The sequence below is a fragment of the Algibacter sp. 2305UL17-15 genome, from assembly GCF_040720935.1.
Classification (GTDB): domain Bacteria; phylum Bacteroidota; class Bacteroidia; order Flavobacteriales; family Flavobacteriaceae; genus Jejuia.
Genome location: NZ_JBFDAE010000001.1, coordinates 83,537 through 104,153 on the forward strand (window position 1 = coordinate 83,537; position 20,617 = coordinate 104,153).

Here is a 20,617-nt window from a genome sequence, read left to right on the forward strand (position 1 = left end):
CCAACAAAATTCTTAAAATTAGCGTTTTCGATTGCCAATATTATCATAAACCATTGGTTTCCATTGTTAACAACTCAAAATAGGTCTCAAAACGACCATTAATCTTCAATTTTCAATAGTCTCATTTGATATCATAAAATGGCAAACAAAATTATGCTCTGATAATTTCATTAATTCTGATATAATATGAATTAGTTTATTGTTTATCAATTACTTGTGTATAACTAATTGATTTTTTTTCTTCTTTCAATAGCCACATTTTTTACTTTTATTTCCATAATCCCATAAGGGAAAACAAAAGCGCTTTTGTTCATTTTATAAATCTAAAAACAATAAAAATGGACAATTTATTAATTCTTGAACGATTGGATCGTTTAGAAAAACTGTTGTTAGGCCATAAAGAGGTACTGACCTTTGACGAAGCCTGCGATTATACAGGCATATCAAGAAGCTATCTATATAAACTAACGGCTTCGGCAAGAATACCACACTCCAAACCCAACGGAAAAATGCTCTTTTTTGAGAAAGCAAAACTCGTTGAATGGTTACTCCAAAACAAAAGGAAGTCAAAACACGATATAGAAGCAGAAGCTTTAGCATATACCATGCGCCGCAAAGTGCAATAGGACAATCTTTAATTTAAAAAAATCTCATGAAAAAGATACCCTATATACGTGTAGGCACGTCCTATTACAAGCAGGTCAAAGCGCCGACCATAGCCGGCCATTTTAATGAAATCTTGGTGCATTGGAACATGGAAACCATAAAGCAAGACCATGGAAAGGATCATTTAAGCAAGATTCCTAAATACGATGGGTTCACTTGTATTCCAAGTCATTTAAACTTCAAACAAGATTATCTAGGTTTTTATAATATTTATTCGCCCTTGGGAAAACAGCCCAAAGCAGGTGATGTATCATTATCTCTGGAATTTGTAAAACACATTTTTGGAAAACACTATGAATTGGGTCTGGACTATCTGCAACTACTATATCTAAAACCTATTCAAGTCTTACCTATTTTATGCTTGGTATCCAAAGAGCGCTCCACGGGAAAAAGCACCTTCTTAAAATGGCTCAAGGAAATCTTTGACAACAACCTGACCTATTTGACTAATGACAGCTTTAGCAGTCAGTTTAATGCCGATTGGGCAAATAAGCTTTTAATCTGCATTGATGAAGTGCTGTTCAATAAGGAAGAACTTACGGAGCGCATCAAATATTTAAGCACTACCAATATCAATAAGTTGGAAGCCAAAGGGAAAGATAAACGGGAAGTCGAATTCTTTGGAAAGTTTATTCTATGCAGTAATAATGAGGATAGCTTTATAAAAATAGATTCTAATGAAACTAGATTTTGGGTCATTAAAGTACCTGTTCTAGAGAAGGAGAATACTCATTTTCTAGAGAACCTGATTAAAGAAATCCCTGCTTTTATGAACTATTTAATACATCGGAAACTATCGTCAAAACATTTGACCCGAATGTGGTTTACGCCACAGCAAATAAAAACTAAGGCACTAGTAAAACTTGTCCAGAACAATCGTAACCGTGTAGAAAAGGAGCTAGCAAGTATTCTGTTGAGCGTAATCGAAAAATTTGATTTAGAAGCGGTGCATTTATGCCCAATGGATGCCTTGTTAGCACTCAACAAAACCCGTGTAAAAACAGATTTGACACAATTAAGGCGATTGCTGAAAAGAGATTGGAAATTAAGCAACCAGGACAACTCCAATAGCTATCAGAAATTTGTAATCTGGACAGATGGCGATATCAATTTATTGGATGCCAAAGGGCGATATTTTACCATACAAAAATCATTTTTAACTAAAAATTTTGATGATACGATGACAGATTGAAGAAACCGCTGTATTTACTGGAGCTAAACCCGTCATCATTTATTCATCATTTTGTCATCAAAAAATATAATGATGACAGGATAAGGCTTTTAAAATTCAAGAATGATGAAACGATGAAAAATTGATGACTAAGAAATCGTAATGTTTATAGTGTTTTACAAGTGAAATCATCAAAACATCAAAAAATCACTTAAAACACATTGGCTTATGAAAAGAAAAATAAACTGTGAAACTGCCCGTAACTTTTCTATCGTGAAGGCGCTAGAAAAATTAGGACACTTTCCCAAAAAGACAACGGAAAAAGAAGCTTGGTTTCTAAGTCCTTTCAGGTCAGAAACCCAAGCCTCTTTTAAAGTCTCTAAAACCAAAAATCGATGGTACGATCATGGCGAAGGTGTTGGAGGAAACGTAATTGATTTGACATGCAAGATTTTAAAGTGTTCCATAAAAGAAACTTTATCGTTTTTGAATAGTGATATTTTGTTTTTTTCTTTTCAACAGCAGCAAAATTTTATTAAAAAAGAAACAGGAATCAAAATTGTCAAAGTTCAAAAAATAACACATCCAGCTTTAATACAATATCTAAATTTCAGAAGTATTTCGTATTCAATAGCTAAAATATATTGTATTGAAATTTGGTATGTTTTTAAAGACAAACAGTTTTTCGCAATTGGATTAAAGAATAACAAAGGCGGTTGGGAATTACGGAATAAGTTTTTTAAAAATAGTAGTAGCCCAAAATGCTATACCTATATCCAAAATAAAAACAAACAATTAATCATTTTGGAAGGCATGTTTGATTTGTTGTCGCTGGCAACATTAGATGATAATCTATTAAAAACTTCAGATATTCTCGTTTTAAACTCCATCAGTTTTATAAAGGATATTGAAAAACACATTTCAAAATACACCTTAGTTTATCTGTATTTGGATAATGATACTGCCGGACAAAATGCATCTCAATATATAATGAATAAGTATAAAAACGTAATTGACAAAAGTTCGAGCTATGAGAATTATAAAGATTTAAACGACATGTTATGCCATGAAAACAGAAAAGAAGATTGATTTTAAATCAATAGAAAAAAAGGAGCAGTTTGTAAAGATTCCTACCAATATACTAACTGATTCGGATAGTGTAGAGTTGGATTTGGAACAGACTTCAACTGAAACGAAAATGGTTCTGGGTAGGAATTCGAGATGTGTGTCTGTGGACACATTCTCGTTTGCTCCCCTTGGTCGCAAAGAAAAAAAAGGAGTGTTTAAGGGTAAGGGTGACCTCGTTAAGTTTCGATGTTCGGTTTATGAAAAGAAGCTTTTAAAAGTTAAAGCAAAAAGGAGCGGATTAACTTTAAGTGAATACATAAGGCGAAGTCTTTTTGAAAAAGAAATCACAGAACGTTTTACGGATGAACACATCGAACTTTATAAAATGCTGATTAAATACCATAACAATTTTAAGTCCATTGGTAACATGTATAGGAAACGAAATCCAAAACTGACCCAAGAAGTTTACGACTTAGCGAATGAAATCAAAGCACATCTTAAAAAATTTCAATAATGATTGGAAAAGGGAAAAGCATATCACATACCAGAGCTTCGATGTCTTACGGATGGAATCAGGAAAAGGATGCAGAAATTGTATTAAAGGAATTTCTACATGGAGATTCTCCTGTAGAAATCACCAAAGAATTCAAAATGCTTCAGGACCAAAATTACCATTGTACAAAAAACACCTTATCATTTGTCATTAGCCCGACTATAGAAGATGGCAAGCGTTTAAACACAAAGAATTTAAAGGAAATAACTGTGCGTTTTATGAAAGAAATGAAACTTGGCGAGCGACAAGCCATTGCTTTTGTGCACCAAGACAAAGACCATAAGCACATTCATTTATATGTTAATCGCATCGATTTTAAAGGTATGGCTTACAACGACAGCTTTATTGGAAAGCGCAGTCAGTTAGCAGCAGAAAAAGTAGCGGAACACATGGGATTGACCACCGTAAAGCAAGTGCAATTTGAAAGGGCATTTAATCTAAAAGAAATACGAACTGAAATTAAAAGAAGGCATGATCTGACCATGAAACAATTTAAACCGAAGAGCTTTGATGATTATTTAAAAGCCATGGAAGCCAATGGTGTTAAGGTGATTCCAACCATTAATAATCAAAACAAATTACAGGGTTTTCGGTTTGAATTTGATGGACACAATCTAAAAGGAAGTGAAGTGCACCGCAATATGTCACTTGGAAATATTGGAAAACAAATGTCAGGTATTCATGGAGCAAGGATATTAAAAGAAAATAAAGTAAGTGTTAATCTAGGAGGAAAGGTGGTTGAGTTGACACCGGGTTTAGCTTTAAAAATTACAAAATTCATAATCAAAAAAGCGATAAAAAAAGGAATTTCATATTAAAAGCAAACATCATGACAAAACTGGAAGAATTAACAGTATTACTAGTGAATGAAATCAACGATTTTAAAAACGATATAGAAAAGTTAGAAAAAATAAATGACCACTTAGAAAACACAAAAATCAAGATAGATTTGGTTGAATACAAATTTCTTATAGAAACACATCAACAAAAGATAGTAGCTCATATCAACTCATTAGAACGTTTTGAAAGTAGGCTAGAAAACATATTGAAAAACTCTAAAATTTATCCAAATTGGGCGGTAATTCTATTACTTGTTAGTGTTTTACTTGGTATTGTTTCACTAGTTTATACATACATTTCGATAGGACTATCAAATTAAGGTTTAACAGGACCAGCATTTATGATAGTTTGATCTGTTTCAGATTCAAAAGTTTTAAAATTATCATGAAACGCATTAGCAAGCTCATAAGCTTTTTTATAATAACCTTCGTCATTATTCCAAGTTTGTCTTGGGCTTAATACGCTATCTGGAACATTTGGGCAATGTCTTGGTTGGGCTACTTTAAAGACACTATGGGTATGGTAATCTTTAGGGTTGATATCAGCAAAAGAATCGTCCAAAATAGCGTTAATCATCGCTCGGGTGTGTTTTAAATCCATGCGCTTTCCAATCCCATAAGGACCTCCTGTCCATCCTGTATTAATCAGCCATACTTTAACTCCTGTCTCTTTAATTTTTTCACTTAACATATTGGCGTAAACCGATGGATGCAATGGCATAAAAGGTGCTCCAAAACAGGCTGAAAATTCAGGTTTTGGCTCTTGCACGCCCTCTTCAGTTCCTGCCACTTTAGCGGTGTAACCCGATATAAAATGATAAGCGGCCTGTTCTGGTGTTAATTGCGACATAGGAGGTAACACACCAAAAGCATCCGCAGTTAAAAAGAAAATATATTTTGGATTTTTGCCAATAGATGGTATTTGAATGTTTTCAATATGAGAAATAGGGTAACTAACCCGAGTGTTTTTTGTAATAGAACCATCAGTATAATCCACTTTGCCGTTTTTGTCAATACTCACATTTTCCAATAACGCCCCCTTTTTTATAGCTCCATAAATTTCGGGTTCTTTGTCTTCTGAAAGATTAATCACTTTGGCATAGCAACCACCTTCAAAATTAAAAACTGTGTTTTCAGGTGTCCAACCATGTTCGTCATCACCAATAAGTTTACGTTTGGCATCGGTAGATAATGTCGTTTTTCCTGTACCACTTAGCCCAAAAAAGATAGCGGTTTCACCATAGTTTCCCATATTGGCACTACAATGCATGGGCAGTACATTTTTTTGTATAGGAAGTATAAAATTAAAAACAGAGAACATGCCTTTTTTAATTTCGCCAGTATAGCCTGTACCGCCAATTAAAATAATTTTTTCCGTAAAATTTATGACTGCAAAATTTTCATTAGCTGTACCCTGTTTTTCTGGACTTGCTTTAAATCCTGGCGCATTGAAAACCGTCCATTCAGCCTCAAAACTTTCTAATTCCGAAGGGGTGGGTTCTATAAACATATTTCTGGCAAATAAATCACTCCAGCTATATTCCGTATAGGTTTTTAAAGGAATTTGGTAATTGCTATCAGCTCCTAAAAAGGCATCTCTAATAAAAAGTTCTTTATCATTGAGATACTTGAAAACATCTTCTTTAAGCGTTTGGAAATTCGCATTTGAAAAGGGAATATTAATATTGCCCCACCAAACTTTATCCTCTGTTAATGCATCTTTTACAATGAAGCGGTCTTTTGGCGACCTACCTGTGAATTCTCCTGTTTTAATTACCAAAACTCCGTTATCAGTAATGTCTTGATTTAATTCATTGATGCTGTGATTCATCAAATTTGTTTCAGATTCTTGATAATGGTGCTTTTTTGATGGATTCAATTTGAATAAATTCATGGTTTTTATTTTTGATATTATTAATGAATAAGGAATTCACTTATGGTTTAAAGCGATTTTAAAAGGTATGAGGATACCTGTCAGGTTTCAAAAACCTGATAGGTCTCAAAACCTGATACTCTTTAAGTGTTGTTATGTAATTGGTTAGCTTTTCCCCTTTATAAATTTGACAACTTTGTCATTTATTTTAAAGAAATACATACCCGAAGCAAGTTGGGAAACATTGACTTCTTGTTTAGAATGAAATTTTGAAAAATGGATTTTTGAGACTAAATGTCCAGAAACAGAATAGATTTCAGCGGCATGGGATTGAAGATTACTATTATTAAAATAAAAAATACCATTTGAAGGATTAGGATATATTGAAAGTTCACTTTTAGTTAACTCATCTGTTGATAAAGTTGTTCCATCAGATAATGTTCCTGGTGAAAAAAGAAGCCCTCCAACAACAGTAGAATGTTCAACAAAGCTTCCTGTTATATCCGGATTTCTTGTTATAGATTGGTTTATATTACTACCAAAGGGACCGTAATCAAATGTTTGTACAGTAGTTCCTCCCGTATTTTTAACCGTAATGACCTCTCCAGAATTTGTCAAATTCAATGTGCCTGCTCCCTCCGATGCTGTTTGTACTATGGCGCCTCCAAAACTACCTGTTGGTGCTCCACCTCCAAAAAGCACTAAAAATCCATTAGCAGGTATTATGGTTCCTGAAGGAAATATATGTCTAACTTCATCATCATCTGAAACCGTATATCCTGAGATGTCTAATGGTAATGCAGAATTATTAATAAACTCAATAAATTCATCATCAAATGGATCTCTAGTACCATCACCATTTGCATCTCCTGATAAGTCACCAGCAGGATCATATAATACTTCATTTATAACTAATACTGAAGACATGTTGTCAAAAATATACTGCAAAGCATCATTGGCCATTTGTTGTGCGTTATGCCCAACACCCGGAACTTCTTTCTTTTCCCAATTAAATGGCACGCTCATGCTTGATGCCGTGGCTTCACTTGTCGTAAAAAAATAACGCCCACGATCCAGTCTATTCAATCCTTGTTGATTATCAACAACAGTGTTGTGTCTCAAGTTGGGAGAATCTGGGTCGGTGTCATTTTGCCCTAAATGCACATATAATTTTTTAGCAAAAGCATCTGTTAAAGTGGCATTGGGCAATTGACTTTCGTTTAATCCATAAGGAAAATCGACTGATGCTTCAGGCACCGTGTACCAACCCGCATTTGAACATACCGCAATGTCCAATTTGCTATTGGGCAAATATTCAACAAAGCGATGTAAAAATTGAGAACCGCCAGAATGTCCCCAAGCATAATAAACTTCCTGCGTTCCAGAAATATCGGCTTTAATATATTCGAATAAAGGGTCGATAATAGAGATGGTCCATTCGTTTTCGGGATTAAAAGTTGCCAAACTGGGATTATCACCATCATCAAAAATGTTGGCTAGTTGGTAGTTGTCGCCTGTTGGATAATTAGCATCCGAAAATTCTGGAGCAAATACCATAAACCCGTTGGTATTCGCCATCGAAATCCAATAATCTCTATAATCATTGGCATTTCTATTAGTCCCATGAAACGACATCAGAATAGGCATCGTTGCCATATTGCCGTTTGGAATATGATAAAACACGGCAACTGTTTGTGAGTTTAACGGACTTGCAGGTGTATAAATGAACGACCCTGTGGAATTGGCACTTAAATTCTGTCCGAACGAAAATGCGATATATAGTAAAATTATGAATGTGATAAGTTTCTTTTTCATGTGAAATGATTTTTTAGTAAAAAGCGTTTACGACTAAAACACAATTTGTACAAGAAACTCACCCATGGTTTGATTGCTTCCTTGTGCATTATCAACACTGGTAAGTGCCACTTGCATTTTTAAGTTATTGCCTTTCATATATTTTGTAATACCGAAAGTGTAACTGTTCATATCTGGTAATAAAGAATTTACATTCGATTCAAATTCTGGAGATGCATTTTCAAATCTAAAATCGAAACTCAATCCTTTTGGTGTTACATAACCAATTTGGTAATTATAACTATCGCCAAGAACTAAGTATTCGCTAATTTGTTGAGGTGCCAGTATTTGTGTCGCAGCGTCGTCTGTATAGGTTTCGTTTAAACCTTTTACGCCAGCGCTGGCATATTCCCCTAATAATGAAAAGCCTTTATATTTGAATAAAAAATCGATATACGCTTGGGAATAATCGGGCAGGTTGTTGTTACCATCACTGTTATAAAGTAAAAAATCACCGTGACCTTCACCATTGGCGTTACTTACCCCATTATTTTTGCTTACCGCTCCACCAACAACCACTTTTAGTTTTTCTTCATGAGCTAAATCTGCACTGCCCAACCCGTTGCCTTCCGTAAAATAGCCCAAAGGATAAATATCCAATCGTGCGCCAATTTTTAAGCCTCCTAAATCGGTATCTCTTGAGTCTGCTCCAAAGGAGTTTCTGCCATCGCCTGAGGTTATCGCAAGCATTGGTGCGATACCAAATGTATTTCCAAATTTTGTTTCTATAAATAAACCAAACTCACGTCCTGTATTGCTTAAGGTTTGGCTTAAAAAACTGCGGTCTGTAAACTGAAGTTTATCTTCTCTAAAAGTCATTTCCCTATTGTTTGCAAAAGTCTGTTTTTGACCTATCGATATTGTGATAGATTCAGAAAGATGGTACGCCACCCAGGCATCCAATAACGGGTCGGACAAACTATAATCCGTTTGAATCAAGAAACTCACTTTTTCTTTTATTGCTTTTCCGCCGATGATGAAGTACGTTCTTTTGGCATTGAATTCATAATCGGAACTTTCACCTTTTGTCTTGCTATAATTGATAGAAGGTTGAATAAAACCTCCAAAATTAAACTGATAATTCCCTTCGTTAAAAGAAAAATTCAATCCACTACCAAGTTCAAAGCTTGCCATATTTTTTTTGCCATTTTCTTGGGCATTTAATAGGATGGACATACCAAAAAACACGATTAGTAATGATAGTTTTTTCATCTGTATATTTTTTTGCATTATTAGTTTAATAGTCTATAAATCGGTAATTTTTGTTCCTGGCTTGTTTCAAGCACTCCAAAACTTACAAAGCTGTTTGGTGCTTCGGGTTCTAAAACTTCAATGATTAAATTGGCGCATCTTTGGTTCATAGGTATTTTATAAGTCCCCATGGGGAAACTTATTTTTTCCTTTTTTACAATCGTTTCAACCGTTTGAAGATTCATTTTTTCATACTTTACGGCATCTCTTTGATATTCTGAAATCAGGTAACTTTCAACTTCCAATTCGGTCTTTTCATTTAAAGTTTCCACGGTAGCACCCAAAGTTTTTAATTTTTCTATAAGGATTTCTTCCTCTTTATTGATGAGGTAAGCCTTTGGTCTTTTTCTAGTTATTTTTGGTTTGGACTGCAACGCATCTCTTATGGTGACTTCCATGTCAATGAGTTCATTAGCATCTAAATCGATGACTTTGATGCTATCCTTATATATTTTTTTGGAACTTGTTACCACGGCATCATTTGCTAATTTATTGGCTTTTTCTATTTCGGATTTAACCAGCTCTATATTGTTGCAAGCGGTTTCCAAATACGATATAGCAATTAAAAAACTGCTATTAATTCGTCTTTTAAACGACGTTCTTCCAATGCCCACACCTCTAATTTCAAATAATGTTGAAATGGTATTATTTAGAGCAAAATTTGTTGCGCTAGAACGTGCATTATGAGACCCTTGGTTAAAATGGATTTCGCCACCATAATCGCCAGTGGATACGTAATCATGATGCCTTAAATCATTTTTATCTAATTGTTTTTTTGCATTTTCAACAAAAAGAGTTTTGGTAAGATCCCTCAAGTTTTTCGGTACGTTAAGATTGCCACTATACAAAAACATAGCATCATAAGCGGCGGTAATTCCGAAGCTTCCCATTTGCGTAAAATCTTTACGATAGGGTCTGTACTCATGAAAATCCAAAGCTATTTCTGGGTTAAAACTGGTAAACGCATTTTTAAGCACCGTGGTTTCTGGAGCCATCAGTTTAGTTTGGTCTCTGTTTAAATCAAGACCATTGGCGCAATATCTGTCTTCTTTTAAATACCCATCAATGTTTGCCATAGGTACAATGGCCAAATCAATATGATCCAGTAAATAATTATATTGGGCATCGTTTAATATTTTATAAAGTAAATACAACATGGACTCTGTGCTTCCGGACTCATTGCCATGTAATCCACCTTGCATCCAAACCTTGATTTTTTCTTTTGAATTGGGATTGGTAAGGCGTACCATAGGAATTTGTTTTCCCTTTTGGCTTTCACCTATAAAGCTCAATTTGATTTTCTCTGGATGTTGTGCTACTAGTTTATTTAAAAAAGAAGTAAGTTCTTCATAATCGGTATAGCCTTTTTTCTTTTGAAGTGCTGGCGTTACATTTTCAATCTGTTCGTGGTCTGGAAAAAATGTTTTCGTTATTTTTTTAGATTGCGGATTTGGTTGTCCGAATACTAGAGCAGAACAACACAAAAAGCATATTATGAAAGATTTTTTTATCATCATTAAAATGTAAGGGTTAATATGACTCTCGTAATCCATTCGTTCCCAGAAATTGGGTTTCCGTTATTATCGTTAATGCCATCAGAACCATCAACATATGTATGCGACGCTTGGATTTTGGCACCATAACTTCTTGATAAATATTTACTAACACCAAGAGTATAGTAATTGGGTCGATTATAGAATGTGGCGTTATTCAAAAATGAATTGGTATCTGCATTTAAATGGGTATAGCGCCCATCAACAGAAATACCGCTTTTAAATAAATAGCCCAATTGAAAATTATAGGCTTCCCCGAGCATCATTCTTCCTTTAACATAATTTTCGACATCTTGAGTGCCATCAACATCAAAATTTGTGGATGTTGTACCATTATTTCTAACACGCTGTGTAATATCGGTAGGAACAGAAGCATCCGATTTAATATATTCGCCTAAAGCAGAAAATCCATTGTATTTAAAGAGAAAATCCACTCCAATTTTGGTGTAATCCGGTAATGATTCTTCGTCATTGGCATCCAAATAAAGAATAGCACCGCTTTCTCTACCACGTCTGCTACTCATCCCGTTGTTTTTGCTGTAATGTGCACCCACAACCAACTTAGGTGTAAGTTCTCTTACGACATCGGCCTGTCTAAACTGTCCGAAATATGTAAAGAGACCAAAGGGTAAATAATCCAATCGTCCACCTATTTTCAGCCCGCCATGGTCTTTGCCAAACACATTCCCGCCGTCGCCATTGGTTAAAACGAAATAGGGTTTTAAATATGCCCCTCTTCCCATTCTAAATCTTCCATCCAGAAATAATCCGAATTCCCTAATAGTTGCAAATGCTGAAGTTAAACGACTTCGTTCCACCAATTGCAGGGTGTTTGATGACATGAACAGTTCCCTGTTATCGGTATAGGTAGAACGTTGCCCAAAAGTGGCACGAATTCGGTTTGTGAAGTTATAGGACACAAAGGCATCCAATAAATAATCGCCCGTTTCGGTATCGGCTTCTGTAGAACCACTTAAATCGACCGCAAAGCGATAATTGAATTTTTGATTTCCAGAATTGCCATCAATCCGTAATCTTAAACGGCGCATTCTAAAACGGCTTACACTGCTGTTTTCATCAACTTCGGTATAGCGTTTGGTTTCCATATAAGGTTGCACAAAACCACTAAGCTGAATATTATAATCGCCATCACCCCGAAAGTTTAAACCTTCGCCAAATTTATAAGTGTCGAGCTTGATTTGCGCTTCCGCGAAAACACCCGACAATATGAATACAAGAAGTACGCTGATTTTCAAAATCTTCATTTGTATATGTTTAATTCTATGATTCAAAAGTTCCTTTAACAATTATTTTTTTATCTGCCATCATCTGTTGGCCTTTGGCAAAAACATCGGTTAATTCCAGATTTTCATTAAAACAACATAAATCGGCATCGTAACCCACTTCTATTTTTCCTTTGTGATTCAATCCGAGATTTCGAGCAGGGTTGGTAGTAACAAGTTTAAGTGCTTCTGAAATGGAAACGCCACCTTCTTTAATCAATAAAACCACTTCTTCTAGATTTTTATCGATGGGCGCTTTTCGAACACCTATAGGATTCTTGTTTTCGTCAAATTTTGTTAAACCAGCATGACCGTCGGAACTAAAGGTCATATTATCCATATTGACACCTTCTTCCAGAGCATATAGAACCGATTTATGTGGTGGTGTATATTGAGATGCACCTGTAGTAATATCTATAATACCGCCTAGTTTTGCAAATGCTATGGCTTGATCAAAAAGGGCTTTTGTTCTGCCTACGTGTGTTGGCGAGATGTGTTTTATGGGAAATTTGTATTCATTAACCAATTCAAATAAAACGTCCATTTTAGTTTCTAAATTGCCTAAATGCACATGCAATATGCCTTTTTTATGACCAATCATGCCACCCACCATAACATCCCGTAATTTCCTAACCAATTCTTGTGCAGTGGGATAGGACGACCGGATATCGCTAATGGCAATTTTACAACCAATAACCTTATCGATAAAAATCATATCGCCTTGTATGCTTTCTGTAATGGTAACCGTATCTATTCCATAATATCCACAGAGCATATACGCAGAAATGCCTTCTTGATCTAAGGTTTTTACTTTACTGTATAGGGTTCTGATATTTCGGGCGGTGCCATCTGTACCCAATAAACTGGAAACCGTTGTTGTTCCGCAGGCAATCAATTCGCTTAAATTCACTTCTGGTGTCATGGATGCAAATCCATCTTTACCACCAGCACCAATCACATGGATATGTTGGTCGATAAGTCCAGGAGTCATGATTTTTCCTTGCGCATCCCAAACTTCAGCATCATTTTTAAGGCTATCTAAATTATCAGCAATGGCTATAATTTTATTGTTAGCAATAAGTACATCTTTTTTTCCTAGATGTTCAGGAGCATATAATTCTGTATTTTTAATTAGTTTCAACATATGTCTTATATATAGTGATACCCTAGCATAACTATTAAAGCGACGACTAGTGGAATTAAATTTCTTTTAACGATGGCAATGGTGGTTACCCCTGCAATTTCAGCAGTCGCAATGATAACACCAGAAATAGGCGAAACGGTTCGTCCCATAGACGCCGATAATTGCATGGGCAAAATGATGGATGTGCTATCAACGCCCAATTTAGTAGCGATTTTTGGCACTAAGGGTCCAAAGGCAAAAAAGGAGGCATTACCACTGCCCATAAGCATGGATGCCAAGAAAATCATAACCGTCATAACCACACCGATACCAACGGCACCCAAACCAAGATTCTGTGCTACCTCTAATAAGCCATCAATAAAACCTAGGCTAATAAGTCCTTTTGCAAAAATATCTGCGGTTATAATTAAGGTGACTACGGTTTTAAAAATGTTTCCCATACCGTTCCAAAATATCTTTAGTGAATCGAAAACGGCTTTTATGTTTTTTGTTCTTATGAATTCACAAATCAAGGCGATAAACAAACTAATAAACATGGCCGTTGTGGTGTCTATGGAAATGGGTACGCTAAAAAAGCTGAATATTTCTGAAAAAACAATTAATAATACAATGGGCAATATGGGGATTACTGCATAGATTAAAGGTGCTTTTAGTGGCTTTTCCTCGGTTTTAGCTTTTTGGATTTCTTTTTCAAAACCATTCTTTTTATCGTAATACCGATTCACAAAATAATAAGTGATCATCATCACGATGCTCAACGGCCAAATTAATGGTATTTGGTAATTTAAAAAGAAAACAATAGGATCTAAACCTGCAATGGTCGTGGCACTGGCTGTTATTGCCGAAGCTGGACCCACACCAAATGCGGTGGTTGCGGTAATAACAGATACCGCAGATAATCTGCTCACGCCCAAATTTACCAATATGGGAAACATGGATGCCATGAGCAATAACCCCAATCCCGCTGCCGATGGGATTGCCGCAAATAAAAGTTGCCCAATAGGAATAACTAAAGAGGCTGCTATATAAGGTTGTTTTTTAAAGAATTTTAAAGGTTTCATGGTGACATAAACCAATACGTCCGATGCGCCAATTTTATCAATAAACGCTACAAAACCACCAATGGCCATAATCATTAAACCCACACCGGCATTGGTTTTGCTAAAGGATTCTTTTATGTATTTAAAGAGATCAAACCCAGAAAACCCTGTGGGACTCTTAAGAATGGGTAAGTTATAATCCAATAGTTGCGCCACAATAAGCATGAGCAATCCTGAAATCAGTAATACCGCATGCGGATAATACTTTTTTAATAAAAGTCTTCCCGCAACAACAATAAATACTAGCGATATTATGGGCCCTAAATAAGTCATTAATTATGGATTAAAATGGCGAACCATCAAGTTTTGTTCCCGGTGAAAATAACGCACCGTTTGCTTCAGCAATTCCTGCGTGTTGCTCAAATTCACCTGTTAAGTCTGGGTTTCTTGTGTAAGATTCATTTGGATTGTTGGATAGCGGTTCCACATCAAACGTAAGTATCTCAGTACCCGATGGGTCTGCCAATGTTACTAAATCGCCTGAGTTGCTCATGTTTATCTGTCCCTCTGAAGCGGTTTGCACTATGGCACCTCCAAAACTTCCAGTTGGTGTTCCTCCTCCAAACAAAACCAAAACACCGTTTGCTGGAATAATAGTTCCATTTGGAAACGTATGCCTTAATGAAGAAGCATCTGAAATAGTGTAACCACTTAAATCCAGTTCTGGTCCCGAATTAAAAAATTCAATAAACTCATCGTCGTTTGCATCACGCGTGCCGTCACCATTGGCATCTCCCGTTATATCTCCGGCAGGATCATAAAGCACTTCGTTTATCAAAAATCCTAAAAACGGACAGCCCTTATTTTCAACTTCGCCAGGATCGTTTGGACAATCGTCATTAGCGTCTAAAACGCCATCGCTATCTGTATCAGAATCATCATCTAAAACATCTATAGTAATACTCGTAATCGCACTAGATAGTACTAGCACATGCTGTACATTCCCTAAACTAACAATAAGCGTTTCAACACCTTCCACATTGTCATCTTGTACACCTGTTATGGTAATACTGCCTGTATCTTCCCCTTTACTTATTGTTATTCCAGAATTACTAAGCGTATAATCACTAGATGCTGTCGCCGTACCAGAAATATTCAAAGGCACAATAATTTGTTGCGTTGCTGGCGCATTAAGTGAAACAGAAATTCTAATAGTCCCATTGTCTTCACTTAAACTCGTATTATCCGAAGTAAGTGCTATACTAGGTAAAATATCATCTGTTTCGCAAGACGTTGCCAAAAGCATGAAACAAAGGCAAGTACAAAGTGTTTTGAATAAAGGTATCGTATTCATTTTTAGTGCAATTTGAATTAAAATAAAAGGGTGTCAGTAAAAGTAAACACCCTTTAAATATATAGTAATCTAAATTATTGAATCAATAATTTAGTAGTTGAAGATTTACCCTCAATCGTTACTTTAAGCAAATACATTCCTGAAGTTAAGGTTTGTAAATTTAAAGTTTCAGATTTCAAAATTTGTGTTTTTACGCTTCTCCCTGTAATATCATATAGTTCTATATTTTTATTTCCAGAAATTGGAGATGTAATCGTTACAAAACCATTGTTGACTGGATTTGGGTAGATTGAAAGTTCTTCTTTTGAAAGCGTGTTTACGGCTAAGGTTGTTCCATTACCTTTTAACCCTGGCGAAAATAATAAACTGGGATTTGCAGTAGTATGTATAACAAAACTACCAGATATGTCTGGATCTCTTGTTACCGATTGATCATCAGATACGTCAGCCCCAGCGGTTGCACTATCAAATACTACAACTTCATCACCTAAAGTGTTTGCAATTGTTACGACATCTCCACCATTTGAAAAATTCAATTCACCCTCAGAAGCTACTTGAACAATTGAACCGCCAAAAGGACCTGTTGGTGTTCCTCCTCCAAAAACAACTAGCATGCTATTTGCTGGAATAATAGTGGATGCTGGAAAGGTATGTCTTAAAGCCGATGCATCTGAAATGGTATAACCGCTTATGTCAAGAGGAGAACCAGAGGTATTGATGAGCTCAATAAATTCATCATCCAATGCATTTCTTGTGCCATCTCCATTGGCATCACCAGTTATATCACCAGCTGGATCAAATAATAATTCATTTATAATTAAAGGCACACATCCTGGACTATCAATATCCATTGATAAAGAACAAACGCCTCCATCTCCCGTGTCGCTTACTGAAACAGTAATGTCTGTTCCTTCGGTTATTCCTGTAACTGTAATTGTTCCTGTAGCTACAGCAGTTGGATTGTCTCCACCTACAGTTCCTGCTGTTGAAGTAACCACAAATGTATTGCCATTATTTCCTCCAGTAAAATCTACCGTTGCCGTATATGTATCATCTGTAGCTCCAGAGGTTGTGGTATCACAAGTTGCAGAAGTATCTACTAAAACGGTCAAACAACTAGGTGTCCATCCAGAGCCAGATCCTAATGGATAGGTTCCTCCCAATCCATTTAAAAAAGCTTCTACTCCAGCACCGCCTTGACATGCGGTTAAGCCGTCAAGTGAGTTTTTACCACTATAATCCCAATGTGTTTCATTCCATAATCCATTATCTGGCACACCAGATTTCCTTGAAACCACAGAGTCGTCATGTTCCCAAATGGGATCGTCATCTGCATCAGTTTCTGTCTTTCCAAACTGGCTGACAACTAAGCCATTTAATACAATTTGATATCCGTCATCGCCATTGGTAGATGTTCCTACCACTAAAGTATTACTAGCGTCAAAAGTCGTTGAAGGGAACTCAGATTGCATTAAAGCCAAATCTCTTACAATATAAAGAAATGTATCGCTTTTAACACCAAACCCTGATATATCTATTTGATTATCAGCCCAAGGAGCTCCATTAGCCATATAATTCATTACCACTTCAGTAGAAAAATCTACAGTACCGTCAACATATAATTCAACAGTCTTCACAAATGGTGATGAACAGTCCGTTTCAATAATCTTGGTTATTGTTACATTTTGGGCAATACCACTAAATGCAACCAATAAAAATAAAAAGTATAATTTTTTCATAGTACTAAAATTTAAGATTAATTAATACTATAAAATTATATCAATTGCATAGTAAACTACAGTACCAATTATTAAAAAAAAACAATACCAATTTTAATTTTATTACTTTTTACTGGATAAGTTTAACCAGTTTCCTTGCTTTTTGCTTTAAAACAGCTGGTCTAACAGAAGAATATCCTAAAATTAAGCCTTGTTGCTTTTCGTTACCTATATAGCATTTACTTAGTGAGTGCGCTGTAATATTTGCGTCAGAGAGTTTGTCAACAAGGGCAATTTCATCTTTCTCGGTAGTGTGTTTATTGAATTTTGCTATAAGATGCAGGCTAGCAAACGTATTGGTTTTAATGGTCATTGTTTTATTGGATTTCTTAAACTCTTCTAAAAAGAGCAATTGGCGTTCTTGGGCCACTTCGGATATATTTTTTAAGTGCTGATATAGATAGTTTCGTTCGATAAACTGATTCATTACGGTTTGTATTGAAGGAGCCACAAACCTATGTGAATGCAGTAATAATGCTTCAATAGCATTGGTAAGATATTCAGGGACAATCATGTAACCCAAGCGAATAGAGGGGTGCAGCAACCTGTTAAATGTTCCCATGTAAATCGTACGGTCTTCAGTGTCTAAACTATATATGGATGGTATATACTTAAATGTATTGCCAATTTCATGTTCGTAATCGTTTTCAATAATTAACGCTTTGTTTTTTGAGGCCCATTGTAATAATTCCTTTCTTCTGTTTAAGCTCATTTTAACGCCCAATGGATAATGGTCTGAAGGGGTTGTATGAACAATTTTTGGTTTTAAATGGTTTATTGAGTCGATGTGTTTCATGCTAATACCTTCATCATCTAAGGGAATGGGTAAAAGGGTTGCTTGAATGCTTTTAAATATAGAATGCACGTTGGGAAATGTTGGGTCTTCCAAAACCACATGATCGTCCTTGTTGATTAATGCATTGGAAACAAGATATAGCGATTGAAGCGAACCAGAAACCACGACGATTTGTTTGTAATCACATTTTATATTACGACTGATATTCAAATAATCGCATATACTTTTTTTAAGAGAATCGATACCAGTCGCCCTAGAATAGTTTAATCCTGAAGATTTTACATAGCGCCAATAAGTGTTCAATAAATTTTTCCATTGGTTAATTGGAAATACGTCTAAGGGTGGCAATCCCGGTCTGAAGGCTATACCCGTATCGTTTATAATAGTATTTATTAAGGAGACATTTTTTAAAAAGGCGTTTCCTTTAACCGATAAACTGGGGTACAAGTTTTTGTCGAATGAATTATTGCCCTGTTCAACGTGGTCACTTTTTTGATTTTTTTCAAAAAAAACCTTGTAACCAGAACCTGCTTTTGCTATAATTAATTTTTCCAATAGTAAAAGTTCGTAAGCTTTTAAAACGGTGGTTCTCGAAACACCCATTTCCTTGGCCAAAATCCTCGTTGAAGGTAACAGCCAGTTATGGGGCAGCTCAACGTTTACAATACATGCTTTAATGGCACGATACAAAACAATGTACTTGTTTTTAGGCGGGGCTTCACTTTGGATTTCAAAAGATTTTTTTATCCGTTCAAGCGCGAAATTTAAATTGGTATTCATAAAATGAAATAATTGGTATTATAAATGTAGTGAAAAATAACTTTACTTTATCGAAAGTTAAAAATGAGATGGCTTAGTATTTTCGATTGAAAACTTCTGATCGCTCATTTTAAAACAACTTGTACCCTTTAATTAGTTCCATTCTATGAGAATATCTAAAAAGCAAATTGGCTTGATTTTAGGCCCTTTAAGTTTTGTGTTAATTTTAAATTTTTTCCACCCCGAAGGGTTGAGCACCGCTGGAATCGCTGTTTTAGCATCGGCTCTTTGGGTTGCCATTTGGTGGATAACAGAGGTGCTTCCTATAGCGGTAACCGCATTAATGCCCATTATCCTTTTTCCATTGTCTGGAGGGCTAAGTTTAAATGATACCACGGCTTCTTATGGACATAAATATATTTTCTTGTTTGTAGGAGGTTTTATTCTAGCCATTGCTATAGAGAAATGGAACCTTCACAAACGAATTGCTTTAAACATTATTAAAATCGTAGGAACCAATGTTGTGAATATCATTTTAGGGTTTATGATCGCGACTGCTTTGTTGTCGATGTGGATTTCCAATACAGCTACCGCAGTTATGATCTTACCAGTTGGTATGGCGATAGTGGCGCAGCTCAGGGATAATCCTAACACTAAAGAAGATGAAAACCTGATTTTTGGAAAAGCCCTCATGTTGTCTATCGCTTACAGTGCGTCCATTGGAGGAATGGCCACCTTAATTGGCACACCGCCCAATTTGGTGTTGGCCGGTGTGGTTCAAAAAACATTGGGTACGGAAATTACTTTTTCGCAATGGTTTTCTTTTGGGTTTCCCATAACCCTCGTGCTTTTATTTATATGCTGGGTCTATTTAACGCGTTTTGCCTTTAAATTCAAACAAAAGGAATTTCCGGGAGGAGGTCAAGAAATCAAACGACAGCTAAATGCGTTGGGTAAAATGCTTCATGAAGAAAAAACAATTTTGATTGTTTTTTTATGTACCGCATTTGCATGGATAACACGATCATTTTTAATTAATAAGTTTATGCCAGCTATAGATGATACTATTATCGCCATAGCATTTGCTGTTTTGCTGTTTGTTTTACCTGCAAGTAATAAGAAAGAAAAAATATTGACTTGGGAGGATGCTGTAAAATTGCCCTGGGGGATATTGTTACTTTTTGGAGGCGGTATGGCTTTGGCACTTGGTTTTGAATCCAGTGGATTGGCCTTATGGATAGGACAGCAGCTAGTGGCCTTGGAAACCTTCCCGTTTATTGTGTTATTATTCACACTGATTGCAGTGGTCAACTTTTTAACCGAAATTACGTCTAATTTAGCGACTACGGCTATGCTTCTCCCAGTTCTTGTGTCGCTTGCGCCAGTACTTGGCATACATCCTTACTACTTAATGGTAGCAGCCACAGTGGCAGCATCGTGCGCATTTATGCTTCCTGTTGCAACACCGCCCAACGCAGTAGTTTTTGGTTCGGGTTATTTAACAATTGAAGATATGGTAAAAAAAGGTATATGGATGAATATTATATCTATTATATTATTGACCTTAATTGTTTATTATGTGCTTCCATTGGTTTGGGATTTATAAAGGGGCTAAATTGATTTTAGTATGTCAGT

17 protein-coding genes are annotated in these 20,617 nt (G+C 35.8%); 7 read left to right on the forward strand and 10 right to left on the reverse strand.

Annotation, left to right across the window (positions count from 1 at the left end):
- The first annotated feature begins 338 nt into the window (after nucleotides 1-338).
- The 6 genes from ABXQ82_RS00360 (at nucleotide 339) to ABXQ82_RS00385 (ending at nucleotide 4,617) form a co-directional block, all read left to right on the forward strand.
- A complete protein-coding gene (locus tag ABXQ82_RS00360) occupies nucleotides 339-626 on the forward strand; it encodes a helix-turn-helix domain-containing protein (protein WP_367053377.1) in 288 nt (95 codons plus the stop codon).
- A gap of 26 nt (nucleotides 627-652) precedes the next feature.
- Nucleotides 653-1,858 (forward strand): primase-helicase family protein, encoded by a 1,206-nt coding sequence (locus ABXQ82_RS00365; RefSeq protein WP_367053379.1) that lies wholly within the window; start codon nucleotides 653-655, stop codon nucleotides 1,856-1,858.
- Nucleotides 1,859-2,065: 207 nt separating this feature from the next.
- The gene (locus ABXQ82_RS00370) at nucleotides 2,066-2,926 is read left to right on the forward strand and encodes a toprim domain-containing protein (RefSeq protein WP_367053381.1); all 861 of its coding nucleotides are present in this window, start codon (nucleotides 2,066-2,068) and stop codon (nucleotides 2,924-2,926) included.
- Entirely contained in the window at nucleotides 2,904-3,419 is a 516-nt protein-coding gene (gene mbpA / locus ABXQ82_RS00375) for a mobilization protein MbpA (RefSeq protein ID WP_367053383.1), read from the forward strand. The genes ABXQ82_RS00370 and mbpA overlap by 23 nt, the downstream gene beginning before the upstream one ends.
- The gene (locus ABXQ82_RS00380; RefSeq protein WP_367053385.1) at nucleotides 3,419-4,276 is read left to right on the forward strand and encodes a relaxase/mobilization nuclease domain-containing protein; all 858 of its coding nucleotides are present in this window, start codon (nucleotides 3,419-3,421) and stop codon (nucleotides 4,274-4,276) included. The genes mbpA and ABXQ82_RS00380 overlap by 1 nt, the downstream gene beginning before the upstream one ends.
- Before the next feature lie 11 nt (nucleotides 4,277-4,287).
- Nucleotides 4,288-4,617 (forward strand): DUF6730 family protein, encoded by a 330-nt coding sequence (locus ABXQ82_RS00385; protein WP_367053386.1) that lies wholly within the window; start codon nucleotides 4,288-4,290, stop codon nucleotides 4,615-4,617.
- On the opposite strand, the gene pckA is transcribed toward ABXQ82_RS00385, so the two are convergent.
- From pckA to ABXQ82_RS00435, 10 genes are all read right to left on the reverse strand, one after another.
- Nucleotides 4,614-6,191 (reverse strand): phosphoenolpyruvate carboxykinase (ATP), encoded by a 1,578-nt coding sequence (pckA, locus tag ABXQ82_RS00390; RefSeq protein WP_367053388.1) that lies wholly within the window; start codon nucleotides 6,189-6,191, stop codon nucleotides 4,614-4,616. The genes ABXQ82_RS00385 and pckA overlap by 4 nt on opposite strands.
- Before the next feature lie 144 nt (nucleotides 6,192-6,335).
- Nucleotides 6,336-7,985, reverse strand: coding sequence for a lamin tail domain-containing protein (locus ABXQ82_RS00395; protein ID WP_367053390.1), 1,650 nt, complete (start codon nucleotides 7,983-7,985; stop codon nucleotides 6,336-6,338).
- A gap of 33 nt (nucleotides 7,986-8,018) precedes the next feature.
- Complete coding sequence (locus ABXQ82_RS00400; protein ID WP_367053392.1) at nucleotides 8,019-9,236, reverse strand: hypothetical protein; 1,218 nt, start codon at nucleotides 9,234-9,236, stop codon at nucleotides 8,019-8,021.
- A gap of 20 nt (nucleotides 9,237-9,256) precedes the next feature.
- Nucleotides 9,257-10,792 (reverse strand): M14 family metallocarboxypeptidase, encoded by a 1,536-nt coding sequence (locus ABXQ82_RS00405; RefSeq protein WP_367053394.1) that lies wholly within the window; start codon nucleotides 10,790-10,792, stop codon nucleotides 9,257-9,259.
- The gene (locus ABXQ82_RS00410) at nucleotides 10,792-12,093 is read right to left on the reverse strand and encodes a porin (protein ID WP_367053396.1); all 1,302 of its coding nucleotides are present in this window, start codon (nucleotides 12,091-12,093) and stop codon (nucleotides 10,792-10,794) included. Before ABXQ82_RS00410 ends, ABXQ82_RS00405 begins: the two co-directional genes overlap by 1 nt.
- Nucleotides 12,094-12,109: 16 nt before the next feature.
- The gene (gene iadA / locus ABXQ82_RS00415) at nucleotides 12,110-13,255 is read right to left on the reverse strand and encodes a beta-aspartyl-peptidase (RefSeq protein ID WP_367053398.1); all 1,146 of its coding nucleotides are present in this window, start codon (nucleotides 13,253-13,255) and stop codon (nucleotides 12,110-12,112) included.
- A gap of 5 nt (nucleotides 13,256-13,260) precedes the next feature.
- Nucleotides 13,261-14,628 (reverse strand): C4-dicarboxylate transporter DcuC, encoded by a 1,368-nt coding sequence (gene dcuC, locus ABXQ82_RS00420; RefSeq protein WP_367053399.1) that lies wholly within the window; start codon nucleotides 14,626-14,628, stop codon nucleotides 13,261-13,263.
- A 10-nt stretch (nucleotides 14,629-14,638) separates the two neighbouring features.
- Complete coding sequence (locus ABXQ82_RS00425) at nucleotides 14,639-15,649, reverse strand: lamin tail domain-containing protein (protein ID WP_367053401.1); 1,011 nt, start codon at nucleotides 15,647-15,649, stop codon at nucleotides 14,639-14,641.
- A 74-nt stretch (nucleotides 15,650-15,723) separates the two neighbouring features.
- Nucleotides 15,724-17,388 carry a lamin tail domain-containing protein gene (locus ABXQ82_RS00430; protein ID WP_367053402.1) on the reverse strand — a complete coding sequence of 555 codons (1,665 nt, stop codon included), beginning with the start codon at nucleotides 17,386-17,388 and terminating at the stop codon, nucleotides 15,724-15,726.
- 109 nt (nucleotides 17,389-17,497) lie between these two features.
- A complete protein-coding gene (locus tag ABXQ82_RS00435) occupies nucleotides 17,498-19,003 on the reverse strand; it encodes a PLP-dependent aminotransferase family protein (protein ID WP_367053404.1) in 1,506 nt (501 codons plus the stop codon).
- Nucleotides 19,004-19,148: 145 nt separating this feature from the next.
- Between ABXQ82_RS00435 and ABXQ82_RS00440 the strand changes: the two genes are divergently transcribed.
- Nucleotides 19,149-20,588 (forward strand): DASS family sodium-coupled anion symporter, encoded by a 1,440-nt coding sequence (locus ABXQ82_RS00440; protein ID WP_367053406.1) that lies wholly within the window; start codon nucleotides 19,149-19,151, stop codon nucleotides 20,586-20,588.
- Nucleotides 20,589-20,617: the final 29 nt, after the last annotated feature.

What these genes read in the sequence shown, in the direction of transcription:
- ABXQ82_RS00360 (WP_367053377.1), top strand. Translation starts at nt 339, where the DNA reads ATGGACAATTTATTAATTCTTGAACGATTGGATCGTTTAGAAAAACTG.
- ABXQ82_RS00365 (WP_367053379.1), top strand. Translation starts at nt 653, where the DNA reads ATGAAAAAGATACCCTATATACGTGTAGGCACGTCCTATTACAAGCAG.
- ABXQ82_RS00370 (WP_367053381.1), top strand. Translation starts at nt 2,066, where the DNA reads ATGAAAAGAAAAATAAACTGTGAAACTGCCCGTAACTTTTCTATCGTG.
- mbpA (WP_367053383.1), top strand. Translation starts at nt 2,904, where the DNA reads ATGAAAACAGAAAAGAAGATTGATTTTAAATCAATAGAAAAAAAGGAG.
- ABXQ82_RS00380 (WP_367053385.1), top strand. Translation starts at nt 3,419, where the DNA reads ATGATTGGAAAAGGGAAAAGCATATCACATACCAGAGCTTCGATGTCT.
- ABXQ82_RS00385 (WP_367053386.1), top strand. Translation starts at nt 4,288, where the DNA reads ATGACAAAACTGGAAGAATTAACAGTATTACTAGTGAATGAAATCAAC.
- pckA (WP_367053388.1), bottom strand. Translation starts at nt 6,191, where the DNA reads ATGAATTTATTCAAATTGAATCCATCAAAAAAGCACCATTATCAAGAA.
- ABXQ82_RS00395 (WP_367053390.1), bottom strand. Translation starts at nt 7,985, where the DNA reads ATGAAAAAGAAACTTATCACATTCATAATTTTACTATATATCGCATTT.
- ABXQ82_RS00400 (WP_367053392.1), bottom strand. Translation starts at nt 9,236, where the DNA reads ATGAAAAAACTATCATTACTAATCGTGTTTTTTGGTATGTCCATCCTA.
- ABXQ82_RS00405 (WP_367053394.1), bottom strand. Translation starts at nt 10,792, where the DNA reads ATGATGATAAAAAAATCTTTCATAATATGCTTTTTGTGTTGTTCTGCT.
- ABXQ82_RS00410 (WP_367053396.1), bottom strand. Translation starts at nt 12,093, where the DNA reads ATGAAGATTTTGAAAATCAGCGTACTTCTTGTATTCATATTGTCGGGT.
- iadA (WP_367053398.1), bottom strand. Translation starts at nt 13,255, where the DNA reads ATGTTGAAACTAATTAAAAATACAGAATTATATGCTCCTGAACATCTA.
- dcuC (WP_367053399.1), bottom strand. Translation starts at nt 14,628, where the DNA reads ATGACTTATTTAGGGCCCATAATATCGCTAGTATTTATTGTTGTTGCG.
- ABXQ82_RS00425 (WP_367053401.1), bottom strand. Translation starts at nt 15,649, where the DNA reads ATGAATACGATACCTTTATTCAAAACACTTTGTACTTGCCTTTGTTTC.
- ABXQ82_RS00430 (WP_367053402.1), bottom strand. Translation starts at nt 17,388, where the DNA reads ATGAAAAAATTATACTTTTTATTTTTATTGGTTGCATTTAGTGGTATT.
- ABXQ82_RS00435 (WP_367053404.1), bottom strand. Translation starts at nt 19,003, where the DNA reads ATGAATACCAATTTAAATTTCGCGCTTGAACGGATAAAAAAATCTTTT.
- ABXQ82_RS00440 (WP_367053406.1), top strand. Translation starts at nt 19,149, where the DNA reads ATGAGAATATCTAAAAAGCAAATTGGCTTGATTTTAGGCCCTTTAAGT.